At 38.4% G+C, this 16691-nt stretch carries 16 protein-coding genes; 9 read left to right on the top strand and 7 right to left on the bottom strand.

All coding sequences use genetic code 11. The annotated features are described in order from the left end of the window. Positions 1–3: 3 nt before the first annotated feature. The 3 genes from QOX35_RS10230 to QOX35_RS10220 are packed head-to-tail and all read right to left on the bottom strand — an operon-like array spanning position 4 to position 3585. Positions 4–1419, bottom strand: a complete 1416-nt coding sequence (locus QOX35_RS10230) for a TlpA disulfide reductase family protein (protein ID WP_283686813.1) — start codon at positions 1417–1419, stop codon at positions 4–6. Next, on the bottom strand, positions 1409–3181 hold the full coding sequence (locus QOX35_RS10225; RefSeq protein WP_283686812.1) for an aminopeptidase P family protein: 1773 nt from the start codon (positions 3179–3181) through the stop codon (positions 1409–1411). Before QOX35_RS10225 ends, QOX35_RS10230 begins: the two co-directional genes overlap by 11 nt. Before the next feature lie 23 nt (positions 3182–3204). Continuing rightward, positions 3205–3585, bottom strand: a complete 381-nt coding sequence (locus QOX35_RS10220; RefSeq protein ID WP_245530986.1) for a bactofilin family protein — start codon at positions 3583–3585, stop codon at positions 3205–3207. A 104-nt stretch (positions 3586–3689) separates the two neighbouring features. Here QOX35_RS10220 and folB point away from each other — a divergent pair, with 104 nt between their 5' ends. The 5 genes from folB to QOX35_RS10195 all read left to right on the top strand — a co-directional run bounded on the left by folB (position 3690) and on the right by QOX35_RS10195 (position 9344). Beyond that, entirely contained in the window at positions 3690–4043 is a 354-nt protein-coding gene (gene folB, locus QOX35_RS10215; RefSeq protein ID WP_283686811.1) for a dihydroneopterin aldolase, read from the top strand. A 4-nt stretch (positions 4044–4047) separates the two neighbouring features. Next, positions 4048–4575: an RNA methyltransferase gene (locus QOX35_RS10210; RefSeq protein ID WP_283686810.1), complete on the top strand. Its 528-nt coding sequence runs from the start codon at positions 4048–4050 to the stop codon at positions 4573–4575. Between the two features lie 54 nt (positions 4576–4629). Beyond that, positions 4630–6150, top strand: coding sequence for a DUF4301 family protein (locus QOX35_RS10205; RefSeq protein ID WP_283686809.1), 1521 nt, complete (start codon positions 4630–4632; stop codon positions 6148–6150). Positions 6151–6378: 228 nt separating this feature from the next. After that, positions 6379–8901 carry a T9SS type A sorting domain-containing protein gene (locus QOX35_RS10200; RefSeq protein ID WP_283686808.1) on the top strand — a complete coding sequence of 841 codons (2523 nt, stop codon included), beginning with the start codon at positions 6379–6381 and terminating at the stop codon, positions 8899–8901. Between the two features lie 35 nt (positions 8902–8936). Further along, a complete protein-coding gene (locus QOX35_RS10195; RefSeq protein WP_283686807.1) occupies positions 8937–9344 on the top strand; it encodes a hypothetical protein in 408 nt (135 codons plus the stop codon). Between the two features lie 122 nt (positions 9345–9466). Here the strand turns inward: QOX35_RS10195 and QOX35_RS10190 are convergent, their stop codons facing one another. Beyond that, positions 9467–10003, bottom strand: a complete 537-nt coding sequence (locus QOX35_RS10190; protein WP_283686806.1) for a glutathione peroxidase — start codon at positions 10001–10003, stop codon at positions 9467–9469. Between the two features lie 172 nt (positions 10004–10175). Here QOX35_RS10190 and QOX35_RS10185 point away from each other — a divergent pair, with 172 nt between their 5' ends. Genes QOX35_RS10185 through QOX35_RS10170 form a run of 4 tightly spaced genes read left to right on the top strand, consistent with a single transcriptional unit; the run spans position 10176 to position 13405 of the window. After that, complete coding sequence (locus tag QOX35_RS10185) at positions 10176–11024, top strand: sulfite exporter TauE/SafE family protein (RefSeq protein WP_135103670.1); 849 nt, start codon at positions 10176–10178, stop codon at positions 11022–11024. 4 nt (positions 11025–11028) lie between these two features. Further along, entirely contained in the window at positions 11029–11445 is a 417-nt protein-coding gene (locus tag QOX35_RS10180; RefSeq protein ID WP_283686805.1) for a DUF1634 domain-containing protein, read from the top strand. A gap of 1 nt (position 11446) precedes the next feature. After that, entirely contained in the window at positions 11447–12448 is a 1002-nt protein-coding gene (locus QOX35_RS10175; protein ID WP_283686804.1) for a M28 family metallopeptidase, read from the top strand. A 3-nt stretch (positions 12449–12451) separates the two neighbouring features. Then, positions 12452–13405, top strand: a complete 954-nt coding sequence (locus tag QOX35_RS10170; protein WP_283686803.1) for a M28 family metallopeptidase — start codon at positions 12452–12454, stop codon at positions 13403–13405. Here QOX35_RS10170 and dprA read toward each other — a convergent pair whose 3' ends face one another. The 3 genes from dprA to QOX35_RS10155 are packed head-to-tail and all read right to left on the bottom strand — an operon-like array spanning position 13406 to position 16528. Beyond that, positions 13406–14527 carry a DNA-processing protein DprA gene (gene dprA, locus QOX35_RS10165; RefSeq protein WP_283686802.1) on the bottom strand — a complete coding sequence of 374 codons (1122 nt, stop codon included), beginning with the start codon at positions 14525–14527 and terminating at the stop codon, positions 13406–13408. It abuts the gene before it with no gap. A 4-nt stretch (positions 14528–14531) separates the two neighbouring features. Then, positions 14532–15203 carry an ABC transporter ATP-binding protein gene (locus QOX35_RS10160; protein WP_135103674.1) on the bottom strand — a complete coding sequence of 224 codons (672 nt, stop codon included), beginning with the start codon at positions 15201–15203 and terminating at the stop codon, positions 14532–14534. Positions 15204–15208: 5 nt separating this feature from the next. After that, entirely contained in the window at positions 15209–16528 is a 1320-nt protein-coding gene (locus QOX35_RS10155) for a UDP-glucose dehydrogenase family protein (protein ID WP_283686801.1), read from the bottom strand. Between the last annotated feature and the right edge of the window lie 163 nt (positions 16529–16691).

Raw genomic sequence — 16691 nt, 5'->3', positions numbered from 1 at the left:
CTTTTATTTTGTATAATAATCGAAGAACTGTTCCAGTCCTTTAGAATCTATTTTCTTTGCAACTATTTTTTTGTTTTTATCCAACACAAACACCGACGGAATGTATGATGTGTCATAGTTCAACCAGTATTGTGATATATTATTCGGGTCGGCGGCGTTGATCCAGCCGGTCATCTTATTATTCTTTACAAACTTATCCCATTCTTTTTTGTCGCTTCCCTTTATGTCGATGGCTACTACCTGCAATCCTTTGTCTTTGTATTTGGTATATACCTCATTGTATATGCGAGGTGTTTCTTCTATACAGTGATTACAGTCGTGACCATAGAAATACAATATCAGGTATTCGGCTTTTATGTCGTTTGTCTCAATTGTCTTACCGTCTATTGTTGTCAGTTTTATATTGCGGGCTCTCATGCCTATGCGATTGTTTTTGATATGCTCATACATATACTGCAATCCCGACACCTGAGCACTATCTATCCACGCCAGGTTTTTGCCGAAGACGTAATCTTCGCAAAGCTTTGCCCAGATATTCTCATCGCCCATTCTGTCGCTCGAAGTGGTTGTATTTATCAGATAAGACAACATTTCTTTAAAACACACTTCATTCTCTTTTGTTCTGCTCACAAGCTTAGTTGCTGCTATCGCTAAAGAATCGGGCGTAGGATTTACCCACTGAGTCATATATGATTCTATATAGCTGGTCAGATAATTTGTTCGCCACAGACGAGGGTCGGTAAGGTTTATATTATCAAAATAATGTACTTTTCCGTACTTGTTGTTTTCTGCAAACTCTTTATCATTCTTAGGGTCGGTGTAAGGTAACGTGATCGGAGTCATACCCTTTAGGAAAGTTCCAAACCAATTCGTCTTATTTTCTTTGATAAGATTGTTTACATAGGTCTGCGCTATTTGCTCTTCGGTTGCTATTTCCTTTTCTATGCCGGCTCTTTTTTGCGGAGTAAGATCTGATGCCGATAGCTGATCTTCGAGTGTCTCTCTCAAAGCATCATTCTCTGCTACCTTGTTGAGGTAGCTCCACAGTAGGCGCGTGTCATCGTTTCCTGTTACAGTGCTTTTTAAGAAATTATCCTTGTTGATTGTTATCTGCATTTTGCTCTGTTCGCTACCAAAGAGCATGTCTGTTCTGAAGTCAGGTGCTATGTAAAGAAAATATTGTCCTTCGGGATACTTTTCTTTCGCTGTAAATACACCTTTACCTGCCGCAGAAAGTACAACGGAGTCTTTTGCGTATGTCCCGCCCCGCCAATATTGTCCCAGATAAAGTTTCTTTCCACTCTGTCCCGGATAAGTCACTTCTAAGTTGAACTTATTGTCGGGACTTTTAATAGTTTGAGCCTCCATCTCAAACGTGAAAAGGAGGCTCAATAATATAACAGTTATTTTAAATCTCATGAGTTTTTTCTTTTAACCATTGTTTTTCGTCTTCAGTCAATAGTGGAGAAAGACGATCATATACAAATTTGTGATATTCGTTAAGCCAGATGATTTCTTTCTCTGTCAACATTTCTTTTACTATAGGTGTCGTATCTATAGGGCAAAGAGTCAGCGTTTCGAAAGAATAGAAATCTCCGAATTCGGTAGTCATTTCATGCTTCGTACGAATGAGGTTTTCGATACGGATACCATATTGTCCTGCTCTGTACAGTCCCGGTTCATTGGATGTTACCATTCCCGGTTGCAGAGTTGTGGGGTTTTCATTCATTCTGATATTTTGAGGACCTTCGTGTACATTGAGGAAATGTCCGATACCATGCCCTGTTCCGTGCAGGTAGTTTAGTCCTTCATCCCACAACGCCTTACGAGCCAAGATATCTAACTGGCTTCCTCTTGTACCTTGAGGATATATAGCTGTTGCCAGATTGATATGTCCTTTCAGTACCATGGTGTAGTCCTTTTTCATCTGGTCGGTAAGCGGACCTACTGCCAGTGTACGGGTTATATCAGTTGTGCCGTCGAAATACTGAGCACCGGAGTCTACAAGCAGCAAACCTTCGGGTTTAACCGGTAGTGAGCTTTCATTGCTTACATGATAGTGAACGATTGCCCCGTTCGGACCATAGCCCGAGATTGTATCAAAGCTTTCTCCTACAAAGTTTTTCTGTTGACTTCTGTATTCCACCAGTTTTTCGGGTATCATAATTTCCGTCACATTTCCTCCGGGTACTGCTTTTTCGAGCCACATAAAGAAGTGTACCAATGCAACACCATCGCGTTCCATTGCATTGCGGATACCTTGAACCTCTGTATCGTTTTTGATACTCTTCATCAGGTCTGCCGGAGATGGCATATCGATGATGCGGCATCCGTCGGGTATCGTATTATATAGCTTGAAAGTTACTTTGTTCGCATCCAAACAAACAGGTGTCTTTAGTTTCGATACATAATCAAATACTTTATCGTATTCGGCAATTGTAACCCCTTCTGCTTTCAAGTAATCGGAAATTTCCGATGTTAGTTTTTTAGGATTGATAAACAATACTGTTTCTTCTTTCGAAACATAGGCGTAACTAACAGCTACAGGGTTGCACTTTACGTCGTTACCTCTGATATTGAAAATCCAGGCAATTGTATCTAATGATGCCACAAGCAAAGATTCTGCTCCATTTTTCTCTACAGCATCGCAAATACGTGCTATTTTTTTATGTGCCGCTTCGCCCGCATATTTTTCAGGTAGTACGAAGATTGTATTCGTAGGTATTTCGGGTCTGTCGTTCCATATTTTGCTGAACGGATCGTAATCACTGATCAGGTGCAATCCTTTCATGTTTAATTTGTGGGTAAGGTTCATGGCTTCTTTAGCTGCATACACAGTGCCATCTATACCAACGTATTCTCCTTTTCCCAGTTCGGTGGTTAGCCACTCTTCTATACTTGGGGTAGAAGGAAGTCCTTCTTTGAATAATTCGATATCAGCTCCTTCCAGTTCTTTTGCCCCTTGCAGAAAATAGCGGGAGTCTGTCCACAGCCCTGCTTTTTCGCGAGTGACTACAACTGTTCCGGCCGACCCTGTGAATCCACTGATCCATTCGCGCGAAGCCCAGTGCGAAGCCGGGTATTCACTTAGATGGGAGTCGGTGCTGGGGATGATAAAAGCATGTAAGCCTTTTTCTCCCATAAATTCGCGTAGTGCCGCAAGTCTTTTATTTATATTCATAACTATATTGTTTTGGTATTATCTTACTCATCCAAAGATCCAGTTGCGCTATTATTTAACATCGAACAGGTTCCTTCAAAATTGGCTCCGGGCTCTATCTCAATCGTACGTGTTTTAATCTCGCCGGTAAGAAGGGAACTCGCCTTCAGAACAATATTTTCGGAACATATAATGTTTCCTTTTACTTTGCCGAATAAGTCTATATTCGAACAATTTATATTGCCGATAACGCAGCCGCTCTGACCTACGATAATTTTACCACGACACTGAATATTACCTTCTATTGCGCCGTCGATACGGAAATCTTCCTCCGAAGATATATCTCCTTTTAGTTGTGTGCCCGACGCTAAAATGTTGTGTGTGCCGGATGTTGTGTAAGGTGTTGTTTCTCTTGATTTACTCATAATTTTCATTCTCTGTTTTCACAAGGTTTTATATCTTTGTAAACTCAATAACGAACAAATATAGATAAAAAACTTAGCTTTGTGCCGTTTTATTTTGACTCTTTATGAAAAGTTTTATTTTGCTTGAGAATGTTGTTTTTTATGCTTATCACGGCGTACAGCCTCATGAAACCACGGTTGGGAATGAGTTTGTGATCAATCTGAAATTAGAAGTAAACCTAACAGATGCTGCTCAATCCGATTCGTTGGAAGATACGGTCAGCTATGCAGATATATACAATGATGTGAAGGAGCAAATGCAAATTCCGTCCAAGTTATTAGAGCATGTTGCATATCGGATCGTTCGATGCCTGAAGCAGAAGTATAAAAAAATCGAACGTGTGGAAATTAAGCTTTCGAAACGAAATCCACCGATGGGTGCTCAGTTGGATTGTGCCAGTGTTGTTTTAATAGATTAAGCGAATGAGAGTAAAAAAAATAACAGAGTTGAATAGGCTTTCGGTCGAAGAGTTTAAGTCTGAACCTAAAATTCCGCTTATCATTGTATTGGATAATGTAAGAAGTCTTAATAATATCGGATCTGTGTTTCGCACTTCGGATGCATTTCTTGTTGAGGCTGTTTATCTATGCGGAATTACCGCAACTCCACCCAATGTGGAGATTCATAAAACAGCCTTGGGAGCTGAAAATTCGGTTGCATGGGCATATTACTCAGATACAGATCAGGCTGTAGAAGAGCTGAAGAAAAATGGCTACACCCTTTGTGCTGTGGAGCAAGCTCAAAATAGCATAATGCTGGATGAATTGCAACTGGATTCTGCAAAGAAATATGCGGTCGTTTTAGGAAATGAGGTAAAGGGTGTGCAGCAGGATGTTGTGAGCCGTTGCGACTGTTGTGTTGAAATCCCTCAATATGGAACAAAGCATTCCCTTAATGTTTCGGTGGCTGCCGGGATGGTAATATGGGAATTTTCTAAACAATTGAAGTAAGTTACCAATATTTTTCCTAGTTTTGCATATAAGACGTATATAACACACTATGCTATGATAACCGAATCAGATAAAAACCATCTCGCAGAAAAAGGTATTACCGAAGATCAACTGAACAAACAATTGGATAACTTTAAACAAGGATTTCCTTTCTTGGGTATTGCCGCTGCAGCGTCAGTAGAAAAAGGTATTAAGGTGATATCTCCTGAACAGGAAAAAGAATATCTGGCCGACTGGGATGAGTACAAAGCTTCATCGGGAAAACAAATTGTTAAATTTGTTCCTGCCTCGGGAGCAGCAAGTAGGATGTTCAAAGACTTGTTCGAGTTTTTAGATGCGCCTTATTCCGTACCGACTTCAGGCTTTGAAAAGAAATTTTTTGGAGAGATAGAGAAGTTTGCGTTTTATAACGATCTGGATGCCATGTGTCTGAAAAATGAAGGGCAACCGCTTGCAGCTTTGCTTTCGGAAGGAAAATATAAATCGATTGTTGAGAATTTGCTGAAGCCAAAAGGGCTTAACTACGGAAATCTGCCAAAGGGACTTCTTAAGTTTCATAAATATAGTGATACATCCCGTACTCCGGTCGAAGAGCATTTGATGGAGGGGTATCTTTATGCAAAGAATGATAAAGAAGAAGTGAATATTCACTTTACAGTATCCCCTGAGCATAGAATATTGTTTGACGACCTGATAAAGACAAAAAAACAAAAGTTTGAAAACGAACTTCATGTGAAATATGACGTTACGTTTAGCGAACAAAAAACGAGTACAGATACAATTGCGGTGGATGCCGATAATGAGCCGTTTAGGGAAAATGGAAAGTTATTATTTCGTCCGGGAGGACATGGCGCACTGATAGAAAATCTGAACGACTTAAATGCGGATATCGTTTTTATAAAAAATATAGATAATACTGTCCCCGATAAATATAAGCAGACAGAAACCAAATATAAAAAGATACTAGCGGGCGTATTGGTTGATACTCAGAGAAAAATATTTGATTATTTAAAACTTCTCGATAGCGGGAAATATACACATGATCAACTAATAGAAATTCTTTATTTTCTACAAAAAGAATTAAATATAAAAAATCCGGATACAAAATTACTCGAAGATGCAGAGCTTGTGCTTTATCTGAAAAGAAAACTCGATCGCCCTTGTCGTGTCTGTGGTATGGTGAAAAATGTGGGAGAACCGGGAGGTGGCCCTTTTCTAGCCGTAAATTCAGATGGAACGATCTCTCCTCAAATCTTGGAAAGCTCGCAAATTGATATGTCCGATCCTGCGAAACAGGAGATGTTTAAAAAAGGGACTCACTTCAATCCTGTTGATTTAGTTTGTGGGATTAAAGACTACAGAGGTAATCATTTCAATCTGAAAGACTATGTAGACTATAATACCGGATTTATATCAATCAAATCAAAAAGCGGAAAGGAACTTAAAGCTTTAGAACTTCCCGGCTTATGGAATGGTGCGATGTCTGATTGGAACACAATATTTGTTGAAGTTCCGGTCGAAACTTTCAATCCTGTAAAAACCGTAAATGATTTGTTAAGAGATTGCCATTTGTGATTTTTTTTGTCATTTATTCTGTTTTTTCAAATGTAAAAGATTGTGTATGTAATTCTTAAAAAAATATAGCCAAAGTTTTTATTTAAAGAAAAAAGGATTATCTTTGCTCGGGAATAAGAATTTTTACATTATTACAATATAGCTTTTCCTAAAGCTAGGATCGAGTATAACTGCTTGACCATTACAGACTTTTATTAGACTATTACTGACTTTATTAAAACTACAATAATGAAATTTCGATTAGGATTAGTTGTACTACTCTTCTTGCCTTTACTTATAAAAGGGCAATCTACTTCGCCAGATGTCGTGTTTTACTCGAAGGGTAAAATGTACGTTAAGTACGGAAGTGAGACTGATGGAACGCAGTCTAAGTCAACAACTTTGTATGTTAAAGGTTCTGCTGAGTTTGCTGATGGTTCAGGCATAATTCAGAATGGCCGTACAGAGTTGACCGGGGATTTTATTAATGGAAAAGATCCCGGAGTTCAAGGTAATGGTGCTGATGTTGGCGGTGAGTATGCGCATCTGTTTAAAGACCCCAATACGAGCAGCGGTGTGGTAGCTTTTGTTGGTAAGGATAATAAACAAACGATTAAAAGGTCTCCAAGTCTTTTAGCTAACAAAGGTTCTCAAAAAAAATACAATTATATAGCTTTCCCGACGTTGCATGTTGATAAAACAGTAACAGATATTAATGCTGCTGATCCTCGATTGGTAGGGTTTGTGGCTGTTGATACATCTGCTGCCGTTGTCGTGAATAAATTATTATCACCACTCAATGGTTCTAATGTTTTGGGAGGTAATAGATTTGTTGTAGAGGGAGGCTATGATGCTACGATTACGCAAAAAATGAATCTGGGGCAGGCACTTATCGTAAGTGATACCGGTTCAGACCTTCCCGGATATAGTCAGGTAAATTTAACATATTACAAATATAATGGTACCAGTGAGGATGATGGAGCTATAAATTCTTCGACTCATGAGGCTGCTACCGGAGCTAATACACTCCGTAAGACAGTAAACGGGAAAGTATGGAATTACTTGACAGGGTTTACTCCACCATTTGAAGAAATGGGTACAGACTATTTGTTTTATCATGTATTTATGAAACCAAACAAAAATAGTCTGACTTCTAATCAAGGAACTATCCTTGATCCTCTATACAAGATGAAAGCCGGATACGGGTACTTTATGAGTATGGATGTGACGGATTACGGAAGTAAGAATGTTGATGACAGATGGGCTGCTTTGAATGTCAAATCTGCCAATAGAGCAAGAGGAGGTTTTGAATTCAATCGCCGACTGATGAGATATCACTTCACTAAAATAAGTGGTAATACAATTACTGGTGGAGTTCCTAATCCAGAATCTACTGATTATTTAATGGGCTTTGCTCGCTTTTCACCGGATTTGGCAGGTACAAAATCAGGAGGTTGGAAGGGTTTGGGAGATTGGCCTGATTTTGGAAGAGATAGGATCGAATTGCTCGAAACTGAAAAGTTTAAAACGGATGCTGTAACGGTGACTCTAGAGCAAGGACTTAACTTCTTAGGGAACCCCTTCATGGCGCCAATCAGTTTGAATCCGTTATTAGGATATGATATCAAAGGAACTTCACTTGGCACAGATTTAAGTGCCGACGTTTTGGATGTGTCGCAATACTTTGGGCAAGATGTAAATACATCTGTTAAAAATGAAACTACAAAAAATGTGTTGAGGTCTAAATATTGGATTGTAAATAATGGGTTGATCAGATATGACAATAGTGACAAGCTATATCATATGCAGGTTAGCTATGATTATATTAGTACAGATGGAGTTACTGTAACAGGTGGACCGGTAGATCCGGCTGTTACAGGCAGGAATATTGTAGATCCTCTACAATTCTTAATTGCCCCTATGCAAATGTTTATTGTACAGGCTAACAAAAGCTTTGATATTTCTCTAAGCCCTGCTTTAAGAACATTTGGAACAACAAGATATTTGAAAAGTGGTGCTACTTCGAATCTATTATCAGACTTCTTTGTGGTTGAAGTTGCCAGCTCTGCGGATAAGGCGGCAGATAGAACTGCAATCGTACTGCGTGATAACGCAAAAATGACAAGTGATGATAATCTGGATACGCCGAAGAATTTCTCTAAGTCGATTACTGTACCAGATGAAAGTGATAAGATATATCCTGAAGAAGGTTCTACTTTTATCTACACAAAATCGAGTGACGGTGTAAATATGTTAGGGAATGTAGTTCCGCTAAATATTAAAGAGTTAGCATTGTATGTAACTCCTCCGGCTACGCAACAGACAATGTCTTTGAATTTTTATAACTTGGAGAATGTTACATCTGTTCAGGATGTTTGGTTGATAGACCGTTACCAGAATAATAAAACAGTGAAATTGACACCTGGCACATCTTACAATTATTCTTCAGGGCCGTCTGATCTGAAAAGTGTAGATGAAAATCGATTTATATTACGCTTTTTCGAAACTAAAGATATTCTAGAAGACGAAACTACCGAAATAACCTGCTATTACAATGAACCGGTATTGCATATTTCCGGCTTGAATGAGAAAGATGTGAATAGCGATGTGTTGATTTATGATATGCAAGGACGATTGATGGGAAAAACCAGAGTAGGTAAAAATGACTATCCATCAATGGAATATTCTAAAACATTAAACTTAGGAACATACATAGTAAAAATAGCAGGAAACAGAACTTTTACAACAAAAGTTGTGAACTTACACAACTAGCTTTTTAGAACACAGACGTACGAAAAATATAACAAATGAAAACAAAACTAGTGATATTTGTGTTTTTGATAACATGCTTTGGGCTCTCTATACCAACGATTTCAATAAATGCTGCAGAGACGGATGCGATGGATGCGCAAGTAATATCCAGCAAGTCTCCTTCTGCCGTAACCTTATCAAAGATTGAGAATTTATCAATTGCAAGCAGGACAGATAATTCTTCGATGGCTACAACACTAAATAAAGTAGGTGGTACAAGAGCTCTTACAGACTGGGGGACAGATCCGGACTTGCCCGGACAAGGAGGTGAAGTAACAGACCCGGGTCAAGTAGGAGAAGCAGCTCCGATAGGGGATATTACACTTCCTATAATTCTATTTGCGTTAGTTATTTATTTCGCTTATAGAGGAGTTACGACTTCAAAAAGAAGAAACAATCTTTAATGCATACAAGTCTATAAAGATAAAATAGGAGAGTGTTAATCAATATTCTCCTATACTAATAGCATGAAAGTCCCATTTGTCGTAAGATAAATGGGACTTTTGTATGTTTATATCAATAAAAATTACTTTTCTATCCAATTTATGATTTTATCACAAAAAGGATCTTCTCGTGGAGCGACAAAATCTACAAGTTGACCATTCTCATCAATCATAAATTTCTGAAAATTCCATTGTACCTCTGCATCCATTTTCCCGTTCTGTGATTTTTCTGTCAGCCATTTGTAGAGTGGTGCTTTTTTGTCGCCTACTACGTCTATTTTGCTCATCATAGGGAACGATACATTATAATTTAGTGTACAGAATGTTTTTATTTCTTCATTTGTACCGGGCTCTTGACCATTAAAATTATTAGCCGGAAAACCTATTACGACAAAGTTTTTGTCTTTATATTTTTCGTAAAGATCTTGTAACTTGTTATATTGAGGAGTAAGCCCACATTTAGACGCAACATTTACCACCAAAACCTTTTTACCTTTTAGGCTTGAAAGATCAAAATCTTTACCGTCAATATCTTTCACTTTAAAATCATATAAGGATACTTGCGCTATCATAACTGTAGAAATTATACTGAATAGAGTTGTTAAAATTAAATGTTTCATATTGTATTATTATTTAGTGACTGTAATTAAAACAACTAGTATATGCAGAATGTTTTGTTAATAAATATAGAATAGATGTGCTGCATCTTCATTATATTTAATAGTATTTGAAGCTGTGTTTCGTTGTATCTTTTCTAAAAAGATTACCTTTACGGCGTCAAAACAAAATAATATGGATTTTAATTTAGAGATATTTTCCCTGGTTTTATTTATCGGGGCATGTTTTGCCGGATTTATAGGTTCGCTTACAGGTTTAGGAGGAGGTGTGATTGTAATCCCTATCTTAACCCTTGGATTTGGTGTAGATATCAGATATGCAGTAGGAGCTGCATTGGTTACATCTATTGCCACATCTTCAGGAGCGGCAGCGGCATATATAAAAGAAGGGATAACCAACGTGCGCATTGGTATGTTTCTCGAAATAGCAACAACGACGGGAGCTGTTGCAGGTGCAATTGTAGCTATGTATCTTGATAAGATGTATATCGCTATAATTTTGGGGGTTGTTCTTATTTTTTCTGCGATACGTTCTGTGTCAAAGAAAGAAGATGGCATCGATTACTCTGCTCCGGGCGATAAATTGGGAGAGAAGTTGAAACTAAATGGTTCTTACCCAACCAAAGATGGGAAGGTAGAAAAATATAATGTTCATAATGTAATCGGAGGGTATTCATTGATGACGGTTGCGGGTGTTTTATCAGGGCTGCTTGGTATTGGCTCAGGATCACTGAAGGTATTGGCTATGGATACGGCAATGAAAATTCCTTTCAAGGTATCTACAACAACCAGTAATTTCATGGTTGGTGTTACAGCTGCTGCCAGTGCTGTGATCTACTTTCAACGAGGATATATCGATCCGGGATTAGCTATGCCTATTGTTGTGGGTGTCCTTTTGGGTGCATTCTTTGGCTCTAAAATACTACCTAAAGCAAATGTAAGAAATTTAAGACTGCTATTTAGTGTTGTTATTTTCTTCTTGGCTGTTTCTATGATTTATAATGCTTTAACTGGTAAAATGTAATAAGATGAAGAAAGTTTTTTCTAAAGAGTTTTGGGAAGAAAGAGACATGGAGCTTCTTATTGGCAAGTTGCTGCGATATGGAGTTATGTTAGCATGTGGTATTACCGTATTTGGAGGTCTGATCTATTTATTCCAAAATCACGGTTTGTCTATCGAGCATTATAAACCTACACCCGATGATCAGCCCTTTCCGGGAGTCTCTCAATATCTACGTGAGTTGTCAACGATTATTCCTCGAGTATTAGAGTTTGATGGTGCAGCCATCATACAATTAGGTGTTTGTGTGCTCATTGCCACGCCTATTTTGCGTGTAGCATTTTCGGTGATAGGCTTTCTTATTGAGAAAGATTATATGTATGTGGCGATAACCATCGTCGTATTATTAATTATTGTAGCCAATATGGTTTTAGGATTACACTGATATGAAGAAGACAATATTTCCTTTTTTATTATTTATATCTATTTCTTTATTTTCTCAGTCAACGAAAGAGAAAGGTTTTGCAACAATTAATAAAGAAAGCGCAAAAGCATATATTGGCTTTCTGGCAAGCGATGCTGTAGAAGGCAGAGAGGCAGGTAGGCATGGTGGACGTGTTGCCGGAGAATATGTGAAGTCTGTATTGCAAGATATGGGGCTTAAACCTCTGAATGAGGATTCTTATTTCCAGCCTTTTGAAGCATATAGTCCCGAGAGACAAAAAAGAGTGCGTTTTTCTGTTCATCCCGATTCTATTCAGAAGTATAGTCAACTTCCGGCTCATCGTAAGCTAGAGTTAAGGAATGTATTGGGGTATGTTGAAGGTAAAAATAAGAATGAATATGTTTTAATGGGTGCTCATTACGATCATTTGGGTATGGATGAATTCCTTGATGGGGATAAGATATATAATGGAGCCGATGATAATGCTTCGGGAGTTTCTGCTGTATTGCAAATAGCGAAAGCATTTCTTGCGAGTGGAGAAAAGCCCGAGCGTACAATTATTTTTGCACTATGGGATGGTGAAGAGCTGGGACTGTTAGGCTCGGAGTATTTTATGCAGACATGCCCTTTCGCATCAGATATTAAAGGATATGTTAATTTTGATATGATTGGACGAAACAATGACGAGCAGAAACCAAAGTATGTCGTGTATTTCTATACCGAAGCACATCCTCAGTTTGGAGAATGGCTGAAGAGCGATATTAAGACATACGGACTAGGTTTGGAGCCTAATTATCGCCCTTGGGATAAGCCTATTGGCGGTAGTGACAATGCTTCATTCGCAAAAAGAGATGTTCCTGTGATTTGGTATCATACAGACGGACATCCCGATTATCATCAACCGAGCGATCATGCCGATAAAATAAATTGGGATAAACTTGTCGAAATAACGAAAGCTGCTTATCTTAACCTCTGGAATTTAGCAAACTTAAAAACATATTAAATTATGAGGCTGAAACTTATCCTTGTTGCACTCTTTTTTATGCCATTTTCTTTATTTGCACAAACACCTAAAGAAAAAGGTCTGGCAGAAATAACTTTGCAAAAGGCAAAGGAGTATATAGGGGTTTTGGCTAGTGATAGTTTAGAGGGGCGTAAAGCCGGCGAATTGGGTGGTTTGAAGGCCTCAGAATATATACAAAGTACACTTCTGAAAGTCGGCGTTAAGCCTTGGAGAGATACTTATTATCAACCTTTCGAAAGTGATCGCTATCCTTCTCTAAAGATGCGCAACGTATTGGGATATATCCCGGGTAAGTATCAGGATGAGGTTGTGATAGTTGGTGCACATTACGATCATATAGGTGTAAAAGCAAACAAAACGAATGACAGTATATACAACGGAGCCGATGATAATGCTTCGGGTACATCGGCGATTTTGCAGATAGCAAAAGCTTTTGTGGCTTCGGGCGAAAAACCATTGCGCACTGTGATTTTTGCTTTGTGGGATGGGGAGGAATTGGGCTTATTGGGTTCATCTTATTTTGTTGAAGATTACTCCAAGAACATAACTTTTCCTTTACTCACTGCTCCTAAAATAAGAGGCTATATCAATTGCGATATGATTGGTAGAAATAAGACGGAGGCTGATTATAATTATGTAGCATGTTTTTTCTCTCCTGAGAAACCTGTGTTTAAAGAATGGTTGCAGAACGATATTGCCGCATATAATTTGAATCTGGTTCCCGATTTTCGCTCTATGGATGATTCTCCCGGAGGAAGCGATCATATTCCTTTTTCGATGAGGAAGATACCTGTTATATTTTACAATACCGATTTGCATGAAGATTATCATAAGCCGACCGATCATGCTGATAAAATTAATTATGAGAAAGTGGTAGATATTACTAAAGCCACCTATCTTAATTTGTGGAATATGGCTAATCTAAAGGATTTCTAGTTACGATATCGTATATAAGTTTCCCGGGAGTGTTCTTATCATTCCTTTCATCTCCATCTCCAATAATGTAGAAAACAGTGAGTATGCCGGAACACCAAGCTCTCTGGCTAACTGATCGATATGTATAGATTCTTTTTCTGATAATTTATTAACGATGGCTTGTTCATCATCTGTCAATATGGTGAAAAGACTTTGTTGGATAGGTGCTTTCTTCTTTTTGGGCGATTCGTTATCCCAACCCATTTGTTGCAGGAAATATTCTGTTGATCGGAATAGATCGGCTTTGTGTGACGAGATAAGCTTGTTACATCCTTGAGAATATTTATCAGTCATTTTTCCCGGAACGGCAAACACATCTTTACAATATGAATTCGCAATTTCCGCCGTAATCAACGACCCCCCTTTTACGTCAGACTCAACAACAATAACAGCATCGGCAATGCCTGCTACTATCCGGTTTCTTTTTACAAAATTGTATCGGTCGGGTTCTGTATTGCTTGGGAATTCAGAAAGCAGCCCTCCTTTAGCGACCATTTCTCGAGCTATTTGCTTGTGTACGTGCGGGTATATTCTATCTAAGCCATGAGCCAGTATCCCGATTGTCGGCAAATTATGTTTCAGAGCGGCTCTATGTGCATTAATATCTATTCCGTAAGCAAGTCCGCTTACAATTAAGGTGTTAGGTAGCAGGTGCGCAATTTCTTCCAGAAAAGTATCGCAAAAACTGTTGCCATAATTTGTGGAGTTTCTTGTTCCTACTATGCTTATTATCTTCTCTGTGTTGAAATCGATATCTCCCTCAAAATAAAATAAGATAGGAGCGTCTGCGCACTCTTTCAGTCGTTTAGGGTAGTTCGTCTGATTGATGAAGTAAGTTTTGAGCTTGTTCTTCTCTATAAAAGAGAGTTCTTTTTCTGCTTTTATAAGAACTTCAGGATTGAGTATGCCATCAACCAGCTTATGAGAGATTCCTGTTTTTGCGATCAGAGTTTTTCTATTTGTTTTGAATATAGCTTCCTCGTCACCCATAATCTGTAAAAGATTGCGAGCAGTAATATCACCCACTCCCGGAATGAGGGTGAGGGCAATCTGATAAATACGTTTATCAGAGGAAAGGTTCATTTCTTTAAATAGATTCTTTTAAAGGGTCAAAGATCTGACCATCTTTCATATGTACGGTTCTGTCTGTTATAGAAGCCAGATTTTCGTCGTGAGTTACTATAATGAATGTTTGTCCTAATGTATCGCGAAGCTTAAAAAATAATTGATGTAGTTCTTCTTTATTCTCTGTATCGAGGCTACCCGACGGCTCATCAGCCAAGATAATCGCGGGATTATTAATTAAGGCACGTGCTACAGCAACACGTTGCTTTTCGCCTCCCGATAGTTCATTTGGTTTATGTCCAAGTCTATCGGCTAAGCCCAGCATGTCGAGTAATTCTTTTGCTTTTTGCTTTGCCTGAGAATCCTTAACCTTTCCTATCAGTGCAGGTATCATTACATTTTCCAACGCTGTAAATTCGGGTAAAAGCTGATGGAACTGAAATACAAATCCAATGTTTTTGTTTCTGAAATCAGACAGTTGGCTATCTCTTAGTGAGTTCAGTTTTTGTCCATTAATGTATACTGTACCACTGTCAGCCTTATCCAGTGTCCCTATAATTTGCAGAAGGGTCGTCTTTCCGGCTCCACTAGCACCTACAATCGATATTATCTCCCCTTTTTCTACATGAAGATCTATGCCTTTGAGAACTTTAAGCGAGCCAAAACTTTTAGTTATTCCTTCTACAGTAATCATTTGTTTTATTTTATACCAATACCGAAATAGTCAAATCCTATTTCGTTCATCTCTTGTTTGTTGTATATATTTCTTCCATCAAAAACGACAGGTTTCTTCATGGTTTTCTTTATTACTTCCCATGTAGGTAAGCGAAACTCGTTCCATTCGGTAACCATTAATATCGCATCCGCTTCTAATGTAGCATCGTAGATATCTTTTGCGTATGTAATACTGTCGCCTAGAATTCGTTTAGCCTCTTCCATTGCTACAGGGTCATAAGCTTTAACTTTTCCTCCTGCTTCTAAAATCTTATCAATGATAACTAGCGATGGCGCTTCACGCATATCATCCGTTTTGGGTTTAAATGCTAATCCCCATACGGCAATAGTTTTTCCTTTTATATCGTTATCATAGTATTTCATTAGTTTCTCGAAGAGAATTTTCTTCTGGAACTCATTCACTTCTTCAACCGCCTCAAGGATTTTCATTTCATAGCCCAGATTTTGAGCTGTATGTATAAGTGCTTTTACATCTTTTGGAAAGCAGCTTCCACCATATCCGCATCCGGCATATAAAAACTTAGAACCGATGCGCACATCTGCTCCGATTCCTTTTCGTACCATATTGATGTCAGCACCTACAATTTCGCACATATTAGCAATATCGTTCATAAAACTGATTCGGGTAGCCAACATAGCATTCGCTGCATATTTTATCATCTCGGCCGAAGGAATATCGGTATATATAATGCGGTAGTTGTTCAATGTGAAAGGTTTATACAGTCTTTCCATTAATTGCTTGGCTTCGTCAGACTCAACACCAACTACAACACGGTCTGGTTGCATAAAATCTGTAATGGCTGCACCTTCTTTTAAGAATTCAGGATTTGAAGCCACATCGAATTTCAGATCCGTTAAACCTCTTTTGTCTAATTCTTCCTGAATGGTTTTCTTTATCAGCTTGGCTGTGCCTACAGGTACTGTACTTTTGGTTACAATAACCATATATTTGTTTAGTTCTTGTCCAATAGTACGTGCTACATCAAGCACATATTTCAGGTCTGCACTCCCATCTTCATCGGGAGGTGTGCCTACTGCTGAGAATACAATATCAACCTCGTTGAGGATAGAGCTAAGCTCGGTCGTGAAATTTAGGCGTCCCGCTTTATGATTGCGTTCTACCATTTCGTCAAGTCCCGGCTCGAAAATAGGAATGATACCATTCTTTAGTTTATCTATCTTGTTCTGATCGATATCAATACAAAAAACTTCTGTTCCCATTTCAGCAAAGCAGGTTCCCGTGACAAGACCTACATAACCTGTACCAACAATCGCGATTTTCATGCCTGAATTAAATATTATAAATAACTAAATATTTGTAGTGCTTAATTTTGAAATACAAATATAGTATTAATCTTTTATCTTAAATCTATATTTGGCTCTGTCTGTTAAAAGAAATATGTAGCACTCAGCTTTAGGGTTCTGTTGTATAAAGGATATTGGTCAT

Source organism: Dysgonomonas sp. Marseille-Q5470 (assembly GCF_951230145.1).
Lineage (GTDB): Bacteria > Bacteroidota > Bacteroidia > Bacteroidales > Dysgonomonadaceae > Dysgonomonas.
The sequence above is the reverse complement of the archived record's forward strand: the minus strand, read 5'-3'. Positions and strand labels throughout refer to the sequence as shown.

Bases quoted from the DNA above. Each gene is read 5' to 3' on its own strand.
- QOX35_RS10200 (WP_283686808.1), top strand. From the start codon at position 6,379: ATGAAATTTCGATTAGGATTAGTTGTACTACTCTTCTTGCCTTTACTT.
- QOX35_RS10230 (WP_283686813.1), bottom strand. From the start codon at position 1,419: ATGAGATTTAAAATAACTGTTATATTATTGAGCCTCCTTTTCACGTTT.
- QOX35_RS10220 (WP_245530986.1), bottom strand. From the start codon at position 3,585: ATGAGTAAATCAAGAGAAACAACACCTTACACAACATCCGGCACACAC.
- QOX35_RS10205 (WP_283686809.1), top strand. From the start codon at position 4,630: ATGATAACCGAATCAGATAAAAACCATCTCGCAGAAAAAGGTATTACC.
- QOX35_RS10190 (WP_283686806.1), bottom strand. From the start codon at position 10,003: ATGAAACATTTAATTTTAACAACTCTATTCAGTATAATTTCTACAGTT.
- folB (WP_283686811.1), top strand. From the start codon at position 3,690: ATGAAAAGTTTTATTTTGCTTGAGAATGTTGTTTTTTATGCTTATCAC.
- dprA (WP_283686802.1), bottom strand. From the start codon at position 14,527: ATGAACCTTTCCTCTGATAAACGTATTTATCAGATTGCCCTCACCCTC.
- QOX35_RS10160 (WP_135103674.1), bottom strand. From the start codon at position 15,203: ATGATTACTGTAGAAGGAATAACTAAAAGTTTTGGCTCGCTTAAAGTT.
- QOX35_RS10225 (WP_283686812.1), bottom strand. From the start codon at position 3,181: ATGAATATAAATAAAAGACTTGCGGCACTACGCGAATTTATGGGAGAA.
- QOX35_RS10195 (WP_283686807.1), top strand. From the start codon at position 8,937: ATGAAAACAAAACTAGTGATATTTGTGTTTTTGATAACATGCTTTGGG.
- QOX35_RS10175 (WP_283686804.1), top strand. From the start codon at position 11,447: ATGAAGAAGACAATATTTCCTTTTTTATTATTTATATCTATTTCTTTA.
- QOX35_RS10185 (WP_135103670.1), top strand. From the start codon at position 10,176: ATGGATTTTAATTTAGAGATATTTTCCCTGGTTTTATTTATCGGGGCA.
- QOX35_RS10170 (WP_283686803.1), top strand. From the start codon at position 12,452: ATGAGGCTGAAACTTATCCTTGTTGCACTCTTTTTTATGCCATTTTCT.
- QOX35_RS10210 (WP_283686810.1), top strand. From the start codon at position 4,048: ATGAGAGTAAAAAAAATAACAGAGTTGAATAGGCTTTCGGTCGAAGAG.
- QOX35_RS10155 (WP_283686801.1), bottom strand. From the start codon at position 16,528: ATGAAAATCGCGATTGTTGGTACAGGTTATGTAGGTCTTGTCACGGGA.
- QOX35_RS10180 (WP_283686805.1), top strand. From the start codon at position 11,029: ATGAAGAAAGTTTTTTCTAAAGAGTTTTGGGAAGAAAGAGACATGGAG.